At 70.8% G+C, this 18,299-nt stretch carries 19 protein-coding genes; 3 read left to right on the top strand and 16 right to left on the bottom strand.

Features of this window, described 5'->3' with window-relative positions; genetic code table 11:
* Window positions 1-18: 18 nt before the first annotated feature.
* The 7 genes from ACIHFD_RS32335 to ACIHFD_RS32305 form a co-directional block, all read right to left on the bottom strand.
* A complete protein-coding gene (locus tag ACIHFD_RS32335; RefSeq protein ID WP_397370091.1) occupies window positions 19-2,742 on the bottom strand; it encodes a DEAD/DEAH box helicase in 2,724 nt (907 codons plus the stop codon).
* A 98-nt stretch (window positions 2,743-2,840) separates the two neighbouring features.
* Window positions 2,841-3,728: a diacylglycerol/lipid kinase family protein gene (locus tag ACIHFD_RS32330; RefSeq protein WP_397370090.1), complete on the bottom strand. Its 888-nt coding sequence runs from the start codon at window positions 3,726-3,728 to the stop codon at window positions 2,841-2,843.
* A gap of 16 nt (window positions 3,729-3,744) precedes the next feature.
* The gene (gene tatC, locus ACIHFD_RS32325) at window positions 3,745-4,635 is read right to left on the bottom strand and encodes a twin-arginine translocase subunit TatC (RefSeq protein WP_397370089.1); all 891 of its coding nucleotides are present in this window, start codon (window positions 4,633-4,635) and stop codon (window positions 3,745-3,747) included.
* Window positions 4,636-4,666: 31 nt separating this feature from the next.
* Window positions 4,667-5,002 carry a Sec-independent protein translocase subunit TatA gene (gene tatA, locus ACIHFD_RS32320; RefSeq protein ID WP_397370088.1) on the bottom strand — a complete coding sequence of 112 codons (336 nt, stop codon included), beginning with the start codon at window positions 5,000-5,002 and terminating at the stop codon, window positions 4,667-4,669.
* 29 nt (window positions 5,003-5,031) lie between these two features.
* A complete protein-coding gene (locus ACIHFD_RS32315; RefSeq protein ID WP_350735430.1) occupies window positions 5,032-5,232 on the bottom strand; it encodes a hypothetical protein in 201 nt (66 codons plus the stop codon).
* Window positions 5,229-6,206 carry a WYL domain-containing protein gene (locus ACIHFD_RS32310; protein ID WP_363969720.1) on the bottom strand — a complete coding sequence of 326 codons (978 nt, stop codon included), beginning with the start codon at window positions 6,204-6,206 and terminating at the stop codon, window positions 5,229-5,231. Before ACIHFD_RS32310 ends, ACIHFD_RS32315 begins: the two co-directional genes overlap by 4 nt.
* A gap of 13 nt (window positions 6,207-6,219) precedes the next feature.
* The gene (locus ACIHFD_RS32305) at window positions 6,220-7,194 is read right to left on the bottom strand and encodes a helix-turn-helix transcriptional regulator (RefSeq protein WP_397370087.1); all 975 of its coding nucleotides are present in this window, start codon (window positions 7,192-7,194) and stop codon (window positions 6,220-6,222) included.
* 38 nt (window positions 7,195-7,232) lie between these two features.
* Here ACIHFD_RS32305 and ACIHFD_RS32300 point away from each other — a divergent pair, with 38 nt between their 5' ends.
* Complete coding sequence (locus tag ACIHFD_RS32300; RefSeq protein ID WP_355200868.1) at window positions 7,233-8,300, top strand: DUF3866 family protein; 1,068 nt, start codon at window positions 7,233-7,235, stop codon at window positions 8,298-8,300.
* Here the strand turns inward: ACIHFD_RS32300 and ACIHFD_RS32295 are convergent.
* The 9 genes from ACIHFD_RS32295 to prcB form a co-directional block, all read right to left on the bottom strand.
* Window positions 8,246-8,725, bottom strand: a complete 480-nt coding sequence (locus tag ACIHFD_RS32295) for a DUF3291 domain-containing protein (protein WP_397370086.1) — start codon at window positions 8,723-8,725, stop codon at window positions 8,246-8,248. The genes ACIHFD_RS32300 and ACIHFD_RS32295 overlap by 55 nt on opposite strands.
* Before the next feature lie 33 nt (window positions 8,726-8,758).
* A complete protein-coding gene (locus ACIHFD_RS32290) occupies window positions 8,759-9,403 on the bottom strand; it encodes a helix-turn-helix domain-containing protein (RefSeq protein WP_363969728.1) in 645 nt (214 codons plus the stop codon).
* A gap of 9 nt (window positions 9,404-9,412) precedes the next feature.
* Window positions 9,413-9,769: a hypothetical protein gene (locus tag ACIHFD_RS32285; protein ID WP_397370085.1), complete on the bottom strand. Its 357-nt coding sequence runs from the start codon at window positions 9,767-9,769 to the stop codon at window positions 9,413-9,415.
* A gap of 15 nt (window positions 9,770-9,784) precedes the next feature.
* Window positions 9,785-10,684, bottom strand: coding sequence for an FKBP-type peptidyl-prolyl cis-trans isomerase (locus tag ACIHFD_RS32280; RefSeq protein ID WP_397370084.1), 900 nt, complete (start codon window positions 10,682-10,684; stop codon window positions 9,785-9,787).
* A gap of 99 nt (window positions 10,685-10,783) precedes the next feature.
* A complete protein-coding gene (locus ACIHFD_RS32275) occupies window positions 10,784-11,725 on the bottom strand; it encodes an FKBP-type peptidyl-prolyl cis-trans isomerase (RefSeq protein ID WP_397370083.1) in 942 nt (313 codons plus the stop codon).
* Window positions 11,726-11,799: 74 nt separating this feature from the next.
* Complete coding sequence (gene pafA / locus ACIHFD_RS32270) at window positions 11,800-13,158, bottom strand: Pup--protein ligase (protein ID WP_185076838.1); 1,359 nt, start codon at window positions 13,156-13,158, stop codon at window positions 11,800-11,802.
* Between the two features lie 152 nt (window positions 13,159-13,310).
* On the bottom strand, window positions 13,311-13,847 hold the full coding sequence (locus tag ACIHFD_RS32265; protein WP_397370082.1) for a hypothetical protein: 537 nt from the start codon (window positions 13,845-13,847) through the stop codon (window positions 13,311-13,313).
* Between the two features lie 661 nt (window positions 13,848-14,508).
* The gene (prcA, locus tag ACIHFD_RS32260) at window positions 14,509-15,303 is read right to left on the bottom strand and encodes a proteasome subunit alpha (protein ID WP_397370081.1); all 795 of its coding nucleotides are present in this window, start codon (window positions 15,301-15,303) and stop codon (window positions 14,509-14,511) included.
* A gap of 21 nt (window positions 15,304-15,324) precedes the next feature.
* The gene (gene prcB, locus ACIHFD_RS32255; protein WP_397370080.1) at window positions 15,325-16,173 is read right to left on the bottom strand and encodes a proteasome subunit beta; all 849 of its coding nucleotides are present in this window, start codon (window positions 16,171-16,173) and stop codon (window positions 15,325-15,327) included.
* Window positions 16,174-16,368: 195 nt separating this feature from the next.
* Between prcB and ACIHFD_RS32250 the strand changes: the two genes are divergently transcribed.
* Both ACIHFD_RS32250 and ACIHFD_RS32245 read left to right on the top strand, forming a co-directional pair.
* Entirely contained in the window at window positions 16,369-17,736 is a 1,368-nt protein-coding gene (locus tag ACIHFD_RS32250; protein WP_397370079.1) for an extracellular solute-binding protein, read from the top strand.
* A gap of 87 nt (window positions 17,737-17,823) precedes the next feature.
* Window positions 17,824-18,096: a hypothetical protein gene (locus ACIHFD_RS32245; protein WP_397370078.1), complete on the top strand. Its 273-nt coding sequence runs from the start codon at window positions 17,824-17,826 to the stop codon at window positions 18,094-18,096.
* The last annotated feature ends 203 nt before the right edge of the window (window positions 18,097-18,299 follow it).

Here is an 18,299-nt window from a genome sequence, read left to right as displayed (position 1 = left end):
AGGACCTTTCCGAGAAGGTCAGGTGAGCGAGGAGTAGGCCACCACGCCGCGCCGCATCGCGTCGACCGCCTTGCCCGCCGTCTGCTTGATCTTGCTGCCGGGCGGGGCCGCGTTCCCGAGCTGACCGAGCAGATCCATCAGCTGCTTGACCCACCGTACGAAGTCACCGGCCGCCAGCTCGTTGCCGTTCACCCCGTCCCGCAGGACGGCGTCCAGCGCGTGCCCCTTCGTCCACCGGAACGCCGCCCACGCGAACGCCAGATCCGGCTCCCTGATCGTGGACAGCCCATGGTCGGACTCGATGCCCTCCAGCTCCCCCCACAGCCGGATCATCGACGTCAGCGCCTCCTGCGTCCGCCCGGCGGGCACCTTCGGGCGGCGCGCGTCATCGGCGGCCCGCGACTCGAACACCAGCGCCGACACGCACGCCGCCAGCTCGGCCGGGTCGAGCTCCTCCCACAGCCCCTGGCGCAGCGACTCGGCGGTCAGCAGGTCGAGCTCGGTGTAGATGCGGCCCAGCCGGCGGCCCTCGTCGGTGACGGCCTCACCCTCGAGGTAGCCGAGCTGCTCCAGCACCGAGCAGATGCGGTCGAACGTCCGCGAGATGACGTGCGAGCGCCCCTCCACCCGGCGGCGCAGCCCCTCGGTCTCGCGCAGCAGCTTGTAGTAGCGCTCGGCCCAGCGGGCGTGGTCCTCACGCTCGTCACAGCCGTGGCACGGGTGCTGGCGGATGAGCCGGCGCAGCTCGTTGACCTCGTCGTCCTCCTCCGTGTGGTCGCGCGCCCTGGCCGGCTTGCCCAGGTCGCGGTCGCCGAGCTTGGCCAGCAGCGTGGAGACGAGGTTGGCGCGCTCCTTGGGCGAGCGGCCGTTGAAGTTCTTCGGGATGCGCAGCTTCTCCAGCGGCTCGACCGGGACGGGGAAGTCCGCCGGGTCGAGCTTCTTGATCTGCTTGCCGATCGTCAGCACCAGCGGGCTCGGCCCCTGACCGCGCGGGTTGCGGCCCGGGTCGAGCACGATCGCCAGCCCCGCCCGGCGCCCGCCCGGCACCCGGATGACGTCACCCGGCTGCAGCGCCTCCAGCGACCGCGCGGCCGCCGCCCGGCGCGCGGCGCCGCGCTGCCTGGACAGCTCGGCCTCACGATCGGAGAGCCTGCGGCGTAGCGCCGCGTATTCGGGGAAGTCTCCCAGGTGGCACGTCATGGCCTCCTGGTAGCCCTCCAGCGCCTCCTCGTGCTTGCGCAGCTGCTTGGCCAGCCCGACGACCGCCCGGTCGGCCTGGAACTGCGCGAACGACTCCTCCAGCAGCGTCCTGGCCCGCTCCCGGCCGAACTGCCCGACAAGGTTGACCGCCATGTTGTACGACGGCTGGAAGCTCGACCGCAGCGGATACGTACGCGTGCCGGCCAGCCCCGCCACCGACAGCGGATCCATGCCCTGCTGCCACAGCACCACCGCATGGCCCTCGACGTCGATGCCGCGCCGCCCCGCCCGCCCGGTCAGCTGGGTGTACTCGCCGGGCGTGAGGTCGGCGTGGGTCTCACCGTTCCACTTGTCGAGCTTCTCGATCACCACGCTGCGCGCCGGCATGTTGATGCCCAGCGCGAGCGTCTCCGTCGCGAACACGGCCTTGACCAGCCCGCGCGTGAACAGCTCCTCCACGACCTCCTTGAACGCCGGCAACATGCCCGCGTGGTGCGAGGCCAGCCCGCGCTCCAGGCAGTCGCGCCACTCCAGGTAGCCCAGGACGGCCAGGTCCTCGTCCGGAAGGTGCGCGGTGCGCTCGTCCACGAGCTGCCTGATCTCGTGCCGCTCGCGGTCGGTCGTGAGCCGGATCCCGGCGTACAGGCACTTCTGAACGGCGGCGTCGCACCCGGCGCGGGAGAAGATGAACGTGATCGCCGGCAGCAGCCCCTCGGCGTCGAGCTTCTCGATCACCTGCACCCGGTCCGGCGGGCGCGAACGCTGCGGCCGGCCGTAGCCGCGCCTGCCCCGCCCCTCCGTCAGCCGCTCGGCGTCACGCGTCACCCGCATCAGCGTGGGGTTGACGCGCGGGGTCAGGTCGTCGTTCACGAACATGTCGTAGAGGCGGTTGCCGACCATCATGTGCTGCCACAACGGCACCGGACGGTGCTCGTCCACGATCACCGTGGTGTCGCCGCGCACCTCGCCCAGCCACTCGCCGAACTCCTCGGCGTTGCTCACCGTCGCCGACAGCGCCACCAGCCGCACCGACTCCTGCAGGTGGATGATCACCTCTTCCCACACCGCGCCGCGGAAGCGGTCGGCGAGGTAGTGGACCTCGTCCATGACCACGAACCCGAGCCCCGCCAGGGTCGCCGACCCCGCGTAGAGCATGTTGCGCAGCACCTCGGTGGTCATGACGACGATGGGGGCCTCGCCGTTGACGCTGTTGTCGCCGGTCAGCAGGCCGACCTTGGCGGTGCCGTAGCGCTTGACCAGGTCGTTGTACTTCTGGTTGGACAGCGCCTTGATGGGGGTGGTGTAGAAGCATTTCTGGCCCTGCTCCAAGGCCAGGTGGACGGCGAACTCGCCGACCACCGTCTTGCCCGACCCCGTGGGCGCCGCCACCAGCACGCCGTCTCCGGCCTCCAGGGCGCGGCAGGCGTCTAGCTGGAAGTCGTCCAGCTCGAAGTCGTAGAGACCTCGGAACGATCTCACCGCGGCCCCGTCGTCCCCATACTTGTGACGGAAGGCCGCATAGCGTTCCGCTGGCGTTGTCATACCCGTCAGCCTACCGAAATCGCCTTTCCGGTCGGTCCCCCAGTGGTCCGGCCGATCCTCAGCCGGCGTCCGAGCCGGGCGCCTTTACATTGTAGATTTCAAACGATGACCCGTAACGCCCCCGGGCGCACCTCGCAGTGGACCGGCGCCGGGCCCACCCGTTCACCGTCGGCGTAGGCGATGACGTCCGCGGCCTCCAGCCGCACGCTCCGCACCCGCCGTACCGACACCGCCGGATGCCCCACATGCGTCCCCCGGTAGACGCTCGGGAAGACCCGCAGGAACTCGGCCTTGGACACCGCGTCCAGCATCATCACGTCCAGCAGCCCGTCGTCGGGCCGCGCGTCGGGGCACACCCGCATCCCCGCCCCGTACGAGCACGTGTTGGCCACCGCCACCAGCATGGCCTCGCGTTCGACGACCTCACCGTCGTCGAGGGTCATCCGGAACGGGATCGGCCGGAACGAGCGCAGCTCCTCCACCGTCGCCACCAGATAGCGCGCCATCCCCGGCGGCCACGTCTTCCGGTTGGCCCGCTCGTTGACCCGCGAGTCGAACCCGCAGCACATCACCCCCGCGAACAGCTCGTCGGCCTGCCCGGCCCGGATCCGGGCGACGTCCACCAGGCGCGACTTCATGCGCAGCACGACGCGGGCCGCGGCCATGGGGTCGGCGCAGGGCACCCCGAGCGCGGCCGCGATGTCGTTGCCGGTGCCCGCGGGGATGATGCCGAGCGGCACGTCGGTGCCGGCCACGGCCTGCACGGCCAGGTGGACCAGCCCGTCGCCGCCGAAGGCCACGAGCGCGTCGGGGCGCTCGGCCACGGCGGTGCAGGCACGCGCGAGGGCGTCGGCGGCGTCGGCGCCGACGATCACCGACAGCTCGGCCCCGCCGGCGCGCAGCCGGCGCGCCACGGGCTCGATCAGGCGCAGCGTACGGCCGCCGCGTGCGGCGGGGTTGACGAGCAGGGCGATTTGAGGGGACACGCCCGGAACTTATCGCCTATCGCGTGGAACCGGAATCCTCCCCGGGACGATCGTCGTCGACCGGAGTGGAGTCCTCCACCAGCGGGGAGGCCTCGTCGTCGGACAGGTGGGAGAAGTCCTCGGTGGCGGGCCTGCGCTTCTCACGCATGAACATGAAGAACTCGGCCAGGAAGTAGAGCACGATCATCGGCATGGCCAGCGCCATCATCGTCAGCGGGTCGCCGCCGGGGGTGATGACCGCGCCGAAGACGAACATGGAGAAGATCACCCAGCGGCGGTACTTCTTCACCGTGGCGTGCGGCAGCACACCGATGATGTTGAGGAACACGAGCAGGAGCGGCAGCTCGAACGAGATGCCGAAGATCACGAGCATGATCAGCACGTAGCTGACGTACTCGTCGATCTGGATGATGGCCACGGTGTCGCTCGGCGCGAACCCGAGCAGGATGGCCAGGCTGGTGTCCATGATCACGTACGCCAGGAAGGCGCCGATCAGGAACAGCGGGATCGCCAGCCCGAGGAAGGCGATCGAGTAGCGCTTCTCGTTGCGGTAGAGAGCTGGGGTGACGAAAGCCCAGACCTGGTAGAGCCAGACGGGCGAGGACACGACGACGCCCACCATCGCCGAGACCTTCAACGTCAGGAAGAACGACTGGAAGATGCCGCCGTAGGTCAGCGTGCACTCGCCGACACGCAACTGCTGGGCCTGCGGCGTCTCGCAGAAGGGCTCCTTGATGAACGCCCAGACCGGATCGAAGAAGATCCAGCCGATGATGATGCCCACGACGACGGCGGCGGCCGCGATGAGCAACCTGTTACGCAGCTCGCGCAGGTGCTCCATGAGGGGCATGCGGCCCTCGGCGTCGTGGTCGGGTGCCGGCTGGCTCGACCGTTTGAGCAGCGCCATCTAGCAGTCCAGGTGAGGAGGAGGGATGGGGTCAGACGCGCTTGTCAGCCTGGGCGGCGCTGGCGCGCAGCCGCGCGGCCTGCTCCTCGAGCTGCCTGGCCTGCTCCTCCGCGGAGAGCGCGGGGGCGGGCGTGGCCTGGATCTGCGGGGGCTGCGCCGCCGGGGGCTGCGGCTGAGCCGGGGCCTGCGCCTGGGCCTGGACGGTGTGGTTGTCGTCGTCGTCCTCACGGAGCTTGGCCGTCTCGGACTTGAAGATGCGCAGAGAACGGCCGACGCCGCGGGCCATCTCGGGCAGCTTCTTCGCACCGAAAAGCAGGACGAGCACCAGCGCGATGATCAGAAGTTCGGGGACTCCGAGTTGCGACATGAAACGCCCTTTTCTAGCGAGTGCCTGTTTCAGCCACGATCGTACGCTGCCTGGGGCGTGGTCTCACCCCCCTGGCCCGCCAATCTGGCCCGCCGCGGCTCCAGCTGGGCCGTCGCCTCGGCGATTTCCCTTTTCAGGGTACGTGCCGCCACGACGACGCGGGCACCCGCGACCCCGACCACGCCGAGCCCCGCGACGCACAGCCCGCCGGCCACGTAGATCCACATCATGACTGGTGAGCGTACAGGGCCAGGGCCCGCTCGGCCTCCTGGCGCACGGTCTCGGCCATCTCAGGGGGTGAGACGACCCGGCCGGTGTCGCCCAGGCGCAGCGCCAGCTTGAGGATCCAGTCCTCGTCGCGGGCCCGCAGCGCCACCCGCAGCCGCCCCTCGCCCAGCTCGGTGACCTGCTCGCACGGGTAGTACTCGGCCACCCACCGCCCGGCGGCGCTGAGCTCCAGCTCGACCAGCTCGTCGGTGGGCGAGGGCCGGAAGACGCCCCGGGTGACGTCGATGGGCTCGGCCTCGGCCGGCGGGTCGGCGGGCACGTCGAGCACCTCGACGCCGAGCATCCGGTCGAGCCTGAACAGCCGCATCGCCTCGGCCCGGTAGCACCAGCCCTCCAGGTAGGTGCGGCCGTCGACGACCACGACCCGCGTGGGGTCGACCTCGCGCGGCGTCACCTCGTCGCGCCCGGGCACGTAGTAGCGCAGCGACAGCCGGCGGCCCCTGGTGAGCCCTTCGCGCACGCGCGGCAGCGCGTCGGGGGCGGCGTCCACGTCGACCGCGAGCTGGCTGCTGAGGGTGGCGGCGCCCTCGCCGGCGGCCCGCTCCAGCTTGGCCGTCACGCGGGGCAGCGCGTCGCCCGGCACCTCGTTGGCAGGCAGGGCGAGCTCGGGGGTCGCGGCGAGCATGCGCAGGGCGACCAGCAGCGCGCTGGCCTCGTCGATGCCCAGCCGCAGCGGCCTGGCGATGGTCTCGGCGTTGTCGATGATGATCTCGCCGCCGTCCCAGGAGACGTCGATGAGGTCGCCGGGGGTGTGGCCGGGCAGGCCGCACATCCACACGAGCTGCAGGTCGTCGATGAGCTGCTTCTCGCTCAGCCCGAACACCGCGGCCACCTCGTCGACCTGCGCCCCCGGGTGGGACATCAGGTACGGCACCAGGGCCAGCAGCCTGGGCAGCCGGTCGGCCGACCCGCTCATCGCAGCTCCTCTGTCATGCCATTGCCCCCTTGAGTCGGCGGATGACGGCCTCGCGGGCGTCCGGCGGCCCGACGACCTCCACGTCGGCGCCGAGGCTGGCCATCCAGCCGGCCAGGCGTTCGGGGTCGGTGAAGGGCAGCTCGGCCTCGTCCCACCCGTGCTCCCCCGTGCGCACGGCCGCCGCGAGCTGCCGCAGCCCTTCGCACGTCCCCTGGCGTACGCGGACGACGGCCACCCGCTCGTCCGTCGAGTCGTCGGGAAAGCCGACCATACCCCGGAGATCGACCCCTTCGGGCACCTCGACGGCGCCGGGCCTGCCCATGACGGTGACCTGGCCGGTGACGCGGCTGAGCCGGAAGACGCGCGGCGCCTGCCGGTCGCGGTCGAACCCGGCCACGTACCAGCGGCCGTTGCGGCTGACCACGCCCCACGGCTCGACGGTGCGGGCGCGCACGCTCTCGCTGCCGGCGCTGCGGTAGTCGAAGCGCACCACGCGCCGGTCGCGTACGGCGTCCCACAGCGCGGGGAAGGCCGGGTCGCGGGTGTCCACGCGCAGCTCCAGCGCGCCGCCGCCCATGGACCCGCCCATGGACGCGCCGACGGGCCGGTCGGTGGCCACGCCGCCGGCGCGCAGCTTCAGCAGCGCCCCCGAGGCGGCCTCGGCCAGGCTGGCCCGCTGCCACACCTGCGCGGCCAGGCCGAGCACGGCGGCCTCGTCGGGCTCCAGGGTGATCTCCGGCAGCTCGTACGACTCGCGCTCGATCCGGTAGCCCGGCTCGTCCTCCCAGGGGTCGCGCACCACGTCGATGGGGATGCCGATCTCGCGCAGCTCGTTCTTGTCACGCTCGAACATGCGCTGGAACGCCTCGTCGCCATCGCGGTCGTAGCCGGGGACGGCCTGGCGGATCTGCTCGGCCGACAGTGGCCTCCGGGTGGCGAGCAGGCAGATCACGAGATTGAGCAACCGTTCGGTCTTCCGGCGCGACATCTGCCTCACTCCTCCTCCATCGACGCTACCCTGCCCCCGTGATCAGATGGCGCAAGGGCGAGGTTGTACGGATCCGACGCGAGTGGCCGGGAGCGGTGGAGCTGGACGTCGCCGTCCCCGAAGGGGAGTGCCGGGCGCTGGCCTATCCGCCGTTGGTCGGCCGCCCGGAACCCGGCGACGAGGTGCTGCTCAACACGACGGCACTCGCGATGGGTCTCGGTACGGGAGGTTACGCCATGGTGGTGGCCGTCCCTAACCGTTTGCCGCAAGATCCTGCCGGTCCGGGCCACCTGGTGAAGGCCCGTTACACGCCGCTGCAGGCCACGGTGCTGGGCGCCGACGAGCAGGACTCCCCGCATCATGACAGATTGCGCGAGGCCGACTCCCTCGACGGGATGCCGGTGGTGGTGGCCGACCTGCACTCGGCGCTGGCGCCGATCCTGTGCGGACTGTACGCCGACCGGCCCGGCACGCGGGTGGCGTACGTGATGCAGGACGGCGGCGCGCTGCCGGTGTGGTTCTCGATGGCGGCGGCCCGGCTGCGGGAGATCGGCTGGCTGGCGGGCGTGGTCACGGTCGGGCAGTCGTTCGGCGGCGACGTGGAGGCGGTCACCGTCCACACCGGGCTGCTGGCGGCCCGCCACGTGCTGGAGGCCGACGTGGCGATCGTCGCGCAGGGCCCCGGCAATCTGGGCACGGGCACCAGGTGGGGCTTCTCCGGGGTGTCGGCGGGCGAGGCGGTGAACGCGGCGGGAGTGCTGCGCGGCCGCCCGGTGGCGGCGCTGCGGGTCAGCGAGGGCGACCTGCGCGAGCGCCACTACGGGGTCTCGCACCACTCGCTGACCGCCTACGGCCGGGTCGCCCTGACGCCCGCCGACGTGCCGGTGCCGGAACTGCCCGGGGAGTTCGGCGAGCGGGTCAGGGACCAGTCCGAGCTGCTGGCCGTCCGGCACCGCCTGGTGCCGGTGCCGGTGGAGGGCCTGCACGAGGCGCTGCGGGAGTCCCCGGTGCGCCTGTCGACGATGGGCAGGGGCCTGGAGGAGGACCTGCCCTACTTCCTGGCCTCGGCGGCGGCGGGCAGGCTGGCGGCCTCGCTGCTGTCGTAGGAGTCCTTGAACGTGAACGCCTCGGGGCTCGGCCCCTCGGCCCTGAGGCGCTCCAGCCGGGCCATGCCCTCGGCCAGCGTCGGGATGTGACCCTCGGGGATCCACCACATCACCATGTACGGCTCCGCCAGGCGCAGGAACCACTCCCTGCGCCTGCGCAGCACGCCCAGGTGGGCGCTGCGGTAGGTGTAGTTCCACAGGGTGTCGAGCGACTCCCACACCGAGAAGTTCATCAGCAGGTGGTCGCCGTAGTCGTGGATGACGGTGGCGGTGGGGTCGCTCTCGCTCTCCTTCAGCCGCCACACGAACCCGGGGGCCTCGTCGGCGATGGTGTTGACGGGCTCGAGGAGGGCGACGAACTCGGCGAGCTCCTGACTGTCGATGGGCGCGCGCAGATGGGCGATGTTCAGCTCAGCGAGATGCATGACGCTCAGCACACCACCCGTCCGCCTTCTATGTCAATCCTCATTTGTTTTAGAGAGGGAGACGCAGCAGTCCCCCGGCCGCGGGTCGAGCCTGGCCCGGCCCGGCTCGTCGCCGAGCCCTTCGAGCAGCCCCTGGCACAGCGCCAGGTTCATGGAGCACACCAGCAGCGGCTGCTCCTCGGCCAGCACGTGGAAGGGGCAGTTGCGCAGCCGCAGCGCACCGCCCTCCTCGTACGGCTCGTAGCCGCGCTCCCTGAGCACCTGCTCGACGGGCTCACCGGCGTGCCGCTTGGCCAGCCGGGCGCCGGCCTCCCGCGCCGCCCGCTCGGCCCGCTCCTCGGCGCCGAGCGCGTCGACGACCTCGGCCAGGACGGAGGCGAGCGCGCCGTAGTCGCGCGGCGGCAGGCTCACCGACCGCTCGCCCCTGGCCCGGCGGTAGACCTTGGCGGGCCGGCCGCTGCCCGGCCCCTTCTTCTCCTGCTGCCGGAAACCGCTCTCGAGCAGCCCCGCCTCGACGAGTTTGTCGAGGTGGTGGCCGGCGAGGGTCCTGGAGACGCCCGCGGCCTCGGCCGCCTCCCCTCGGCCCACGTCGCCGCCGCGGCCCGCGACGGCCGCGTACAGGCTGCGGCGTACGGGGTCGTGCAGGAGGGCCAGCGCGTCGAGGTCGTCGCTACTCACAACGGGAGTCTATGAAAGCTTCCGCTTCACGTGCTTGTACGTGCACGCGCGGCTGGCGTCGGACGGGACGTTGCCGTACCTGCGCCAGCACGCCCCCTTCTTGATCACCCAGATGTCGACCCACTCGGGCGCGTGGTAACGGCGGTGGGCGGCCGTGGCGTTCTTCAGCACGCGGGCGGCCACGGCCTTGGCCTGGGCCTTGTTGGCGGCGGAGGTGTTCACCCACGTCGTGCCGGCGTCGCCGCCGACGACGCAGGGCTTCTTGACGCCCTTGCAGAAGGGCGGGTCCTCGGCGGCGGACGCCGCCGTGGCGCCGCCGAGGAGGACGGCTAAGGCGGATGCGATGACCAGGAAAGTGCGGATCATGAGGTTCATCCTGCCTCAATAGGCGGCGATGACGTCCACGACGTAGACGAGCGTGTCGGTGCCCGTGATGCCGCGGGCGGGGTCGCCGGCGGGACCGTACCCGTACGAGGGCGGGACGACCATCAGGACCCGGCTGCCCGCGGGCACCCCGACCAGGGCCGCCTCCCACCCCTTGGGCACGCCGCCGTCGCCGATCCTGAACGCCTTCGGCCGGCCGCTCGTCCAGGTGGCCTCGAAGACGCGGCGGCGGCTCCAGATCGCGCCCTCGTACTGGGCGACCACAAGCTGCCCCGCCCGCGTGCCGCGCCCCTCGCCCCTGGCCAGCACCTTGACCTCGAACGCGGCCGGCGGGGCGGTGGCGGGCACCTCCAGCCCGGGCGGGGCACCGGCGGTGACGCGCACGCCCGCCAGCGAGCCGCCGCCCGCCTCGACCGAGGCGCCCTTGGGGTGGGCGCCGAGGATGTCGACCACGTAGACCAGCTCGTCATCGGGCCCGACGCCGGGCGGCAGGCGCACGCCACGGCGTTGATCGGGCGGGAGCGCGGCCAGGACCCTGCTGCCGACCCTGCGGCCCCGCAGCGCCCCGTCCAGCCCCGGCGGCAGCTCCCCCAGCGGGAACACGGCCGGGGTGCCGCGGTCGAAGGTGGAGTCGACCAGGCGGTTGTCCCCGCCGTCCCAGACGTGCGCGGTGTACTGGACGATCGCCGTGTCGTCCGCGCCGAGCCGGGGGCCGCCGCCGGCCGCCAGCTCCTCCACCCGGAGCCCGGCGGCCGGTCCGCCGCCCGCGAAAGTGATCGTCGGCCTGGCCCCGAACGGGCCGTCCACCGTCATGCCAAGATCGCGCGCGGCACCGCCCGAGCAGCCGGCCAGCAGGACGAGGACCGGCAGCAACACGGCGGTACGGCGGTGCGGCATCGGTCCTCCCACGCGGCGGGGCTGGGCGTGGCGATGCTACCGTGTCCGGCCCTCGTCCGGCCCCGTCCGGCCCGCCCGCGGGCCGGACGGGAGGTCGGCTCAGGAGGCGCCGAGGATGTCCACCACGAACACGAGGGTGCTCTTGGCGGGGATGCCCTGCTGCGCCTGGTCCCCGTAGCCGAGGTCCGGCGGGATGCTCATCACGACCCGGCTGCCGACCGGCACCCCGGCCAGGCCCTGCTGCCAGCCCTTGATGACCCCCGACAGCGGGAACTCGGCCGGCTGGCCCCGCTCCCAGCTGGAGTCGAACTGCTTGTCGCTGCCCCACAGCTTGCCCGTGTAGTGGACGGTGAGCGTCTGGCTCGCCTCGACCTTCGGCCCGGTGCCCTCGATGAGCGTCTTGACGACGAGCTTGTCCGACGGCTTCTCGTCGGTCTTCGTGGTCAGCGTCGGCGCCTTGTCGCCGCCCGGGCTGACGACCTTGACACCCTTGAGGCTGTCGCCGGTCTCCTTGCCGGTGGCGGCCTTCAGCGGCGGCGGCTGGGTGCCGACGATGTCGAACACGAACACCTTGGTCGGCTCGGCCGGCTGCGTGGCCTGCTGCTGGGCCATGCTGTCGTTGGCGAGCACAGCCAGCAGCCGCCCGCCGTGCTTGACCTTGGTGAAGCCCTCCTGCAGCACCTGCGGGATCTGCTGGTCGACCGCGATCGTCTCGGGCTTCTTGGTGTCGTAGGAGGAGCCCTGGACCGCGTTGCCCTTGCCGTCCCAGTTGTAGACGGTCAGGTTGACGATCACGCGGTCGCCGGCCTTGATCCCGTCGCCGGTGCCCGGCTGGATCACCTCGTACGACGACTTGCTGGCGGGCGTGCCGGCGGGGAAGGTCACCGTGGGCTTGCCGCCCACGTCACCGGTGACCTTGACCCCCGCCCCGGCGCCGGCGCCGGTGGCGGTGGCGCCGGTGCTCGCACCGTCGTCGGATCCGCAGGCGGCGGCGAACAGGATCAGTGGCACGGCGGCCAGTACGGCCATAGCGCGGCGCATGGGTTTCCCTCGGGAAGACGGCAGATTCGCGTCACCCTACCCGACATCCTGGTAGGCCCGAGGTAAACCACGCGCTACATCCCGGCTATGAGCTTGTCCACCCTCTCGTCCACGCTCCGGAACGGGTCCTTGCACAGCACCGTGCGCTGCGCCTGGTCGTTGAGCTTGAGATGCACCCAGTCGACGGTGAAGTCGCGCCGCTTCTCCTGCGCCTTGCGGATGAACTCGCCGCGCAGCCGCGCCCTGGTCGTCTGCGGCGGCACCGACTTGGCCTCGAAGATCTTCAGGTCGGACGCCACCCGCTCCACCGAGCCACGCTTCTGCAGCAGGTAGAACAGGCCGCGCTTGCGGTGCACGTCGTGGTAGGCCAGGTCGAGCTGGGCCACCCTGGGCGAGGACAGCGGCAGGTCGTACTTCTTCCGGTAACGCTCGATGAGCTGGTATTTCGTCACCCAGTCGATCTCCCGGGAGACCAGGTCGAGGTTGCCGGTGTCGACCGCGTTCAGCGTGCGCTCCCACAGCTCCAGCACCCGGTGGGCGATGGCGTCGCCGCCGCGGCGGTCGACGAAGTCCTTCGCCTTGGACAGGTATTCCTGCTGGATCTCCAGGCTGGAGGCCTCCCGGCCGTTGGCCAGGCGCACCCTGCGGCGGCCGGTCATGTCGTGGGAGACCTCGCGGATGGCCCTGATCGGGTTCTCCAGCGACAGGTCCCGCATCACCGTGCCCGACTCGATCATGCGCAGCACCAGGTCGGTGGCGCCGACCTTGAGCAGCATCGTGGTCTCGCTCATGTTGGAGTCGCCGACGATGACGTGCAGGCGGCGGAACCGCTCGGCGTCGGCGTGCGGCTCGTCCCGGGTGTTGATGATGGGCCGGGACCGGGTCGTGGCGCTGGAGACGCCCTCCCAGATGTGCTCGGCCCGCTGCGAGACGCAATAGACGGCGCCACGCGGCGTCTGCAGGACCTTGCCGGCCCCGCAGATGATCTGCCGCGTCACCAGGAACGGAATCAGCACGTCCGCCAGCCGCCCGAACTCCCCGTGCCTGCCGACCAGGTAGTTCTCGTGGCAGCCGTAGGAGTTGCCGGCCGAGTCCGTGTTGTTCTTGAACAGATAGATATCACCCGCGATGCCCTCTTCGCGAAGCCGTTTCTCGGCGTCGACCAGCAGGCCCTCGAGGATGCGCTCACCCGCCTTGTCGTGCGTGACGAGCTCGATGACGTTGTCACACTCGGGTGTTGCGTATTCAGGATGGCTGCCCACGTCGAGGTAGAGACGCGCGCCGTTGCGGAGGAAGACGTTGCTCGATCGGCCCCAGGACACGACCCGCCGGAACAGGTAGCGCGCGACCTCGTCGGGCGACAGCCTGCGCTGTCCCCTGAACGTGCAGGTCACACCGTACTCGTTCTCCAGCCCGAAGATGCGACGATCCATCACCTCACACTATGCCCATGGATCCGCGAGCGGGAGAGATCTTCCAGGTGTTTTCCCACCCGGCCCTCTGCGATCCCTCTTTTATACCCTTTGTCCCGCGCCCGCCCCCACGGGGCGCGGGTCCTTTTTCCCGCGTTTCCAGGGCTCTCGTGTCAGGGCGTCCAGATCTCCTGAACCTGGACGATCTTCCCCTTGTAGACGGTGATGAGCGCGGGTTTCCCCTCCCGCTTCATCAGCACCGACCTGGAGCAGCGCTTGTCGCCCAGCCCGGTGTCCCGGTTGATCGTCATGCCGCCCTCCGACTTCCCGCAGCCGAACGCCGACAGATAGACCACGTCCTTGGCGACGGGCGAGGCGTACGCCATGACGTCGCCCTCGGGCGGGCCCACGAAGTAACCCTCGGTCTCGGTGCCCTTCTTCCACTTGATCGGCTGGTACTCGGCCACGTCACCGCGGATCAGGGTGATCCGGCCGCGCAGGATGCCGTCATGACGGGAGTGGATGCCCTTGGTGAAGTCGTGCTTCGGGTCGGACTGGAGGGTCGTGCCGAAAGGCTTGGGCGCCTTGAAGTTGGGGAACGCGGCGGCGTACCCGGAGGACGCGCCGGCCACCGCGGAGGCGGCGTGAGCGGCCACGCCGGAGCTCAGCGCCACGACCACAGCGGCACCGGCCGCCAGGAGGCCACGCATGGGAGTGTTCACGGATTCTGAGACCCGATATCACCCCCCGAAGTTCGCCTCAACCCCAGTGATACAAGTCACACCCCCCCATACCGCCTTCCCCACCACCCCACACCACCTCAACGACCCCTCCACCCCCTCAACCACCCTCACCACTCACAGCTCCCCCCGCACACAGAACCCAACGGACCGCTGCCCATACACCGGCTCACACCCTCACCACCCTCGCCCCGCCACAAATGGGCGCACACCATGGCCACCGCAGGGCCATCTGACCGCGCCCCGCCGCCTTCCCCTCACGCCACCCGCCCGCCACGCCACCCGCCAGGCTCCCCGCCACCCACCTCAACGCGCCCTCGCACTCACCGGGCCCGTCGTCCGTCCACCGCCGCCGACCGCCACACGCCCGCTGCCGTGTCGCGCGACCGCCCGCACCCCTTCGGGCGACGGGCGCGGCGTCCGACGAGCCGCCGAGGCACCGTCCAGGCCCGCGCCGCGAGTTGCCGAAATGACGGCTGTGCCCCGGAGTAATCGCCGCCGCCCCGTACCGGGCCCGGGAAACCGTGGCACCCGTACCAGGCCCGGAAACCGCCACACCCGTACCGAGCCAACGAAAAACCCGCCAGGGGCTGCCGTAGCGGCCCCTGGCGGGTGTGAGAAGAGTGGACGGCTACAGCGGCGACGAGCCGTCGTCCACGTCGCCCTCAGGCCCCGTGGGAGGCGGGGTCTCCTCGGACGAGGGCTTGGCCGCGGGCGGCGGGGTGGCGGCCGGGGGCGGGGTGGTGGTCTGGGCCAGGAGGCGCTCCAGGCGGGCGCCCGTGAGCCGCAGGAACTTGCGGTGCTCCCGGTTGCGGTCGAGGACCGCCACCTCGAGCTGCGCCACCGGCGGCCGCTCGCCACCAGGCTCGGTGAGCGCCGTCAGCGCCACCTCCAGCGCGTCGGCAAGCGACATCGACTCGCGGTAACGCTCCTTGAGCCGGGTGGACACCGCGTCCGCCTGGCCGCCCATGGCCGCGAAGCCGTGCTCGTCGAAGACCGACCCGTCGAAGGTGAGCCGGTAGATCGCGTCGCCGTCCTTGGTCTCGCCGACCTCGGCGACCACGACCTCCACCTCCAGCGACTTGATCGACTCGGTGAAGATGCGGCCCAGGTTGGAGGCGTACAGGTTGGCCAGGCCGCGCCCGGTCACGTCGGAGCGGTCGTAGGTGTAGCCGTTGATGTCGGCATAGCGGATGCCGCCGAGCCGCAGCTCCTCGAACTCGTTGTAGCGGCCCACGGCCGCGAACCCGATGCGGTCGTAGATCTCGCTGATCTTGTGCAGTGCCCGCGACGGGTTGGGCGCGACGAACAGGATGCCATCTACATACTGCAGAACGACGACGGAGCGGCCCCGCGCGATGCCCTTGCGCGCGTAGTCGGCCTTGTCCCGCATGATCTGCTCAGGGGACGCATATCCAAAAGGCATGGACACGTGCGGTGGTCCTTTCTAGCGCAGCGGGGCGATGGGGCCGTCAGGCGAGATCAGGCGGGCTTCGAGCATCTGCTCCACGTAGTCGGAGACCTGCTCCTCGCTCAGCCTGCGGAAGCCGTCGCCGTCGATCACCGACACGATCGGCCAGATCTTCCTGGTGACGTCGGGCCCACCGGTCGCCGAGTCGTCGTCGGCGGCGTCGTAGAGGGCCTGGATGAGCGTCATCACCATGTCGTCGGCCGACGAGCCGTCGCGGTAGAGCTTCTTCAACGACCCGCGCGCGAAGATCGAGCCGGAGCCGATCGCGTCGAACCTCTCCCGCTCATACGGCCCGCCCGCGACGTCGTAGCTGAAGATCCGCCCCTCGTCCTTGTCGGGGTCGTACGCGGCGAACAGCGGCACCACCACCAGCCCCTGCATCGCCATCGGAAGGTTGCCCCTGATCATGGTGGCCAGCCGGTTGGCCTTGCCCGCCACCGACATCGTGCGGCCCTCGAGCTTCTCGTAGTGCTCCAGCTCCACCCGGAACAGCCGGGCGAACTCGATGCCGGTGCTGGCCGTGCCCGCGATGCCCATGCACGAGTAGTCGTCGGCGCGGAAGACCTTCTCCACATCGCGCTGGGAGATGATGTTGCCCGACGTCGCCCGCCGGTCGCCCGCCATGATCACGCCACCGGCGAAGGTGGCGGCCACGATCGTCGTCGCGTGCGGGACCTGGTCGCCGATCGGGGTGGCCAGCACCTCATTCCGCTGCGGCAGCAAATCAGGCGCATACGAGCTGACAAACTCCGTGAACGAGGAACTTCCGGTGTTGCGGAAAAGCTGGTTGACCAAGCCGGCGGGCAGATCCCTGTGCGATGCCACGCGACTCCCTCCAAACGTCAGTGTTCCTAGGGCGACCCTACTCATGTTGGGTTGTTGTCTGCACTTCCCACGATCAGCTCACGGCGAACCCGCGTGATCACACGCCGCCCCGTTCCGTGTTCAGATCGTTTCTTTACGGCTCCCGGCGGCCGTGCGACTGTCGGTATGTCTGCACGTCCTGAACAGGAGGCCGACATGCGATTCCCCAGCCGAACTGCGGTGATCGCCACCCTGGCCGCCCTCGCCCTCACGTCCTGCGGCACCGGCGCGGACTCCGGCACAGGCAGCGTCTCCCTGACCATCGCCGCCAACTCCATCTCCGGCGGCAAGAACTCCGAGTCCGCCGACTGGATCAAGCGGTGGGTGATCCCCGAGTTCGAGAGGACGCACCGCGACGTCAAGGTCCTCTTCCAGCCCAGCGGCGTCGACGACGAGCAGTACAAGACGAAGATCGCGCTCGACCTCAAGTCCAGGACCGGCGCCGACGTGATCGACATCGACGGCATCTGGGTCGGCGAGTTCGCCCAGGCCGGCTACATCAAACCGCTGCCGGAGGTCGGCGGCGCCACCGTCGAACAGTGGGAGGGCTGGTCGCAGATCCCGCAGGCCGTGCAGAGCCTGGGCATCTTCGACGGCAAGAAGTACGGCCTGCCGCAGGGCACCGACGGCCGCGTCCTGTTCTACAACAAGACCCTGTTCGCCAAGGCCGGCCTGCCCGGCCCGTGGCAGCCCAAGAGCTGGCAGGACATCATCGACGCCGGCACCAGGCTCAAGGCCGCGGGCGTGCCCGTCCCCATCCAGATCGACGCCGGCACCGCCATGGGCGAGGCCACGACCATGCAGGGCATGCTCCCCCTGCTCGCCGGCGCCGGATCCGAGATCTACGCCGCCGGCAAGTGGACCGGCGCCTCCCGGTCGCTCAAGGACGCGCTCGGCTTCTACCGGCAGATCTACGGCGGCAGCGGCCTCGGAGACCCCAAGCTGCAGCAGGAGGCCAAGGGCCGCGACAAGTCCTTCGCCCAGTTCGCCGCCGGCAAGATCGGCATCCTCGCCGAGAGCGACTACTTCTGGCGCTCCGTCGTCGAACCCCGGGCCGGCGTCGCCCCCATGAAGGACCGCGACCAGGTCGTCGGCTACGCCAAGATCCCCGCCGAGCGGCCCGGCGCCGGCGTCCGCGGCCAGGACTTCGTCAGCATGTCCGGCGGCGCCGTCCGCGTGCTCAACCCGTACTCCAAGAACCCCAGGCTCGCCTGGGACCTGCTCGCCTTCATGCACTCGGCGGCGGCCACGAAGGCGCAGCTGGCCGGGCAGGCGCGCATCAGCTCACGCGCCGACGTCAACGACGAGGTGCTCACCGCCGACCCGATGCTGAAGTTCGTCGCCGACGAGGTGCTGCCCCTCACCGCCTACCGCCCCGGCCTGGCCGTCTACCCGCAGGTGTCGGCCGCGCTGCAGGAGGCCACCGCCGCCGTCGCCAGCGGCACGAGCCCCGACGAGGCCGCCGCCGCGTACCAGGCGAAGCTGGAGGACCTCGTCGGCGGCCCGGCCCACGTCGGCGGCTGAGCCCGGCTCCGCCATGAGCGGTGAGCCGACCACACAGACGAGGGAAGGCACAGGATCCCGGCGATCGAGGGATCGCCATGAGCATGCGTGCCCGGCCGGGACGCACTGCTCTACCTGCTCCTGCTGCTGTCGTCGGCCGTCACCGGCACCGGCACCGCCGCCATGGTGCCCATCTTCGAGCCGGCCACCCGGCGCGGCCTCATCGACACCCACCTCGGCGTCATCCTCGTCGTCTCCAGCAGCCTGCTGCCCGCCGCGATCTTCATCCTCAAGGACTTCATGGACGAGACCCCTACCTCGTACGAGGAGTCCGCCCCCGTCTTCGGCGCCTCCCCCTGCAGATCCTGCGCCCCATCGTGATCCCGCTCGTCCGCCCCGACCTGGCCACCATCGCCGCCCCCGAAACCCCACTCCCCCCGGAGCCCCCCGCCACCCTCATCCAGGCCGTCGTCCAAGAAGACGAACACCACCCATCGGCAACCCCACCTGGGCAGCCCCCCGCCACGCCCTCACCTACCGCGACGACCGCCTCCACACCGTCTCCACAGGGCCTCACGACATAC

This window comes from Nonomuraea sp. NPDC051941 (assembly GCF_044593615.1).
This window is presented reverse-complemented; position numbering and strand designations above follow the sequence as displayed.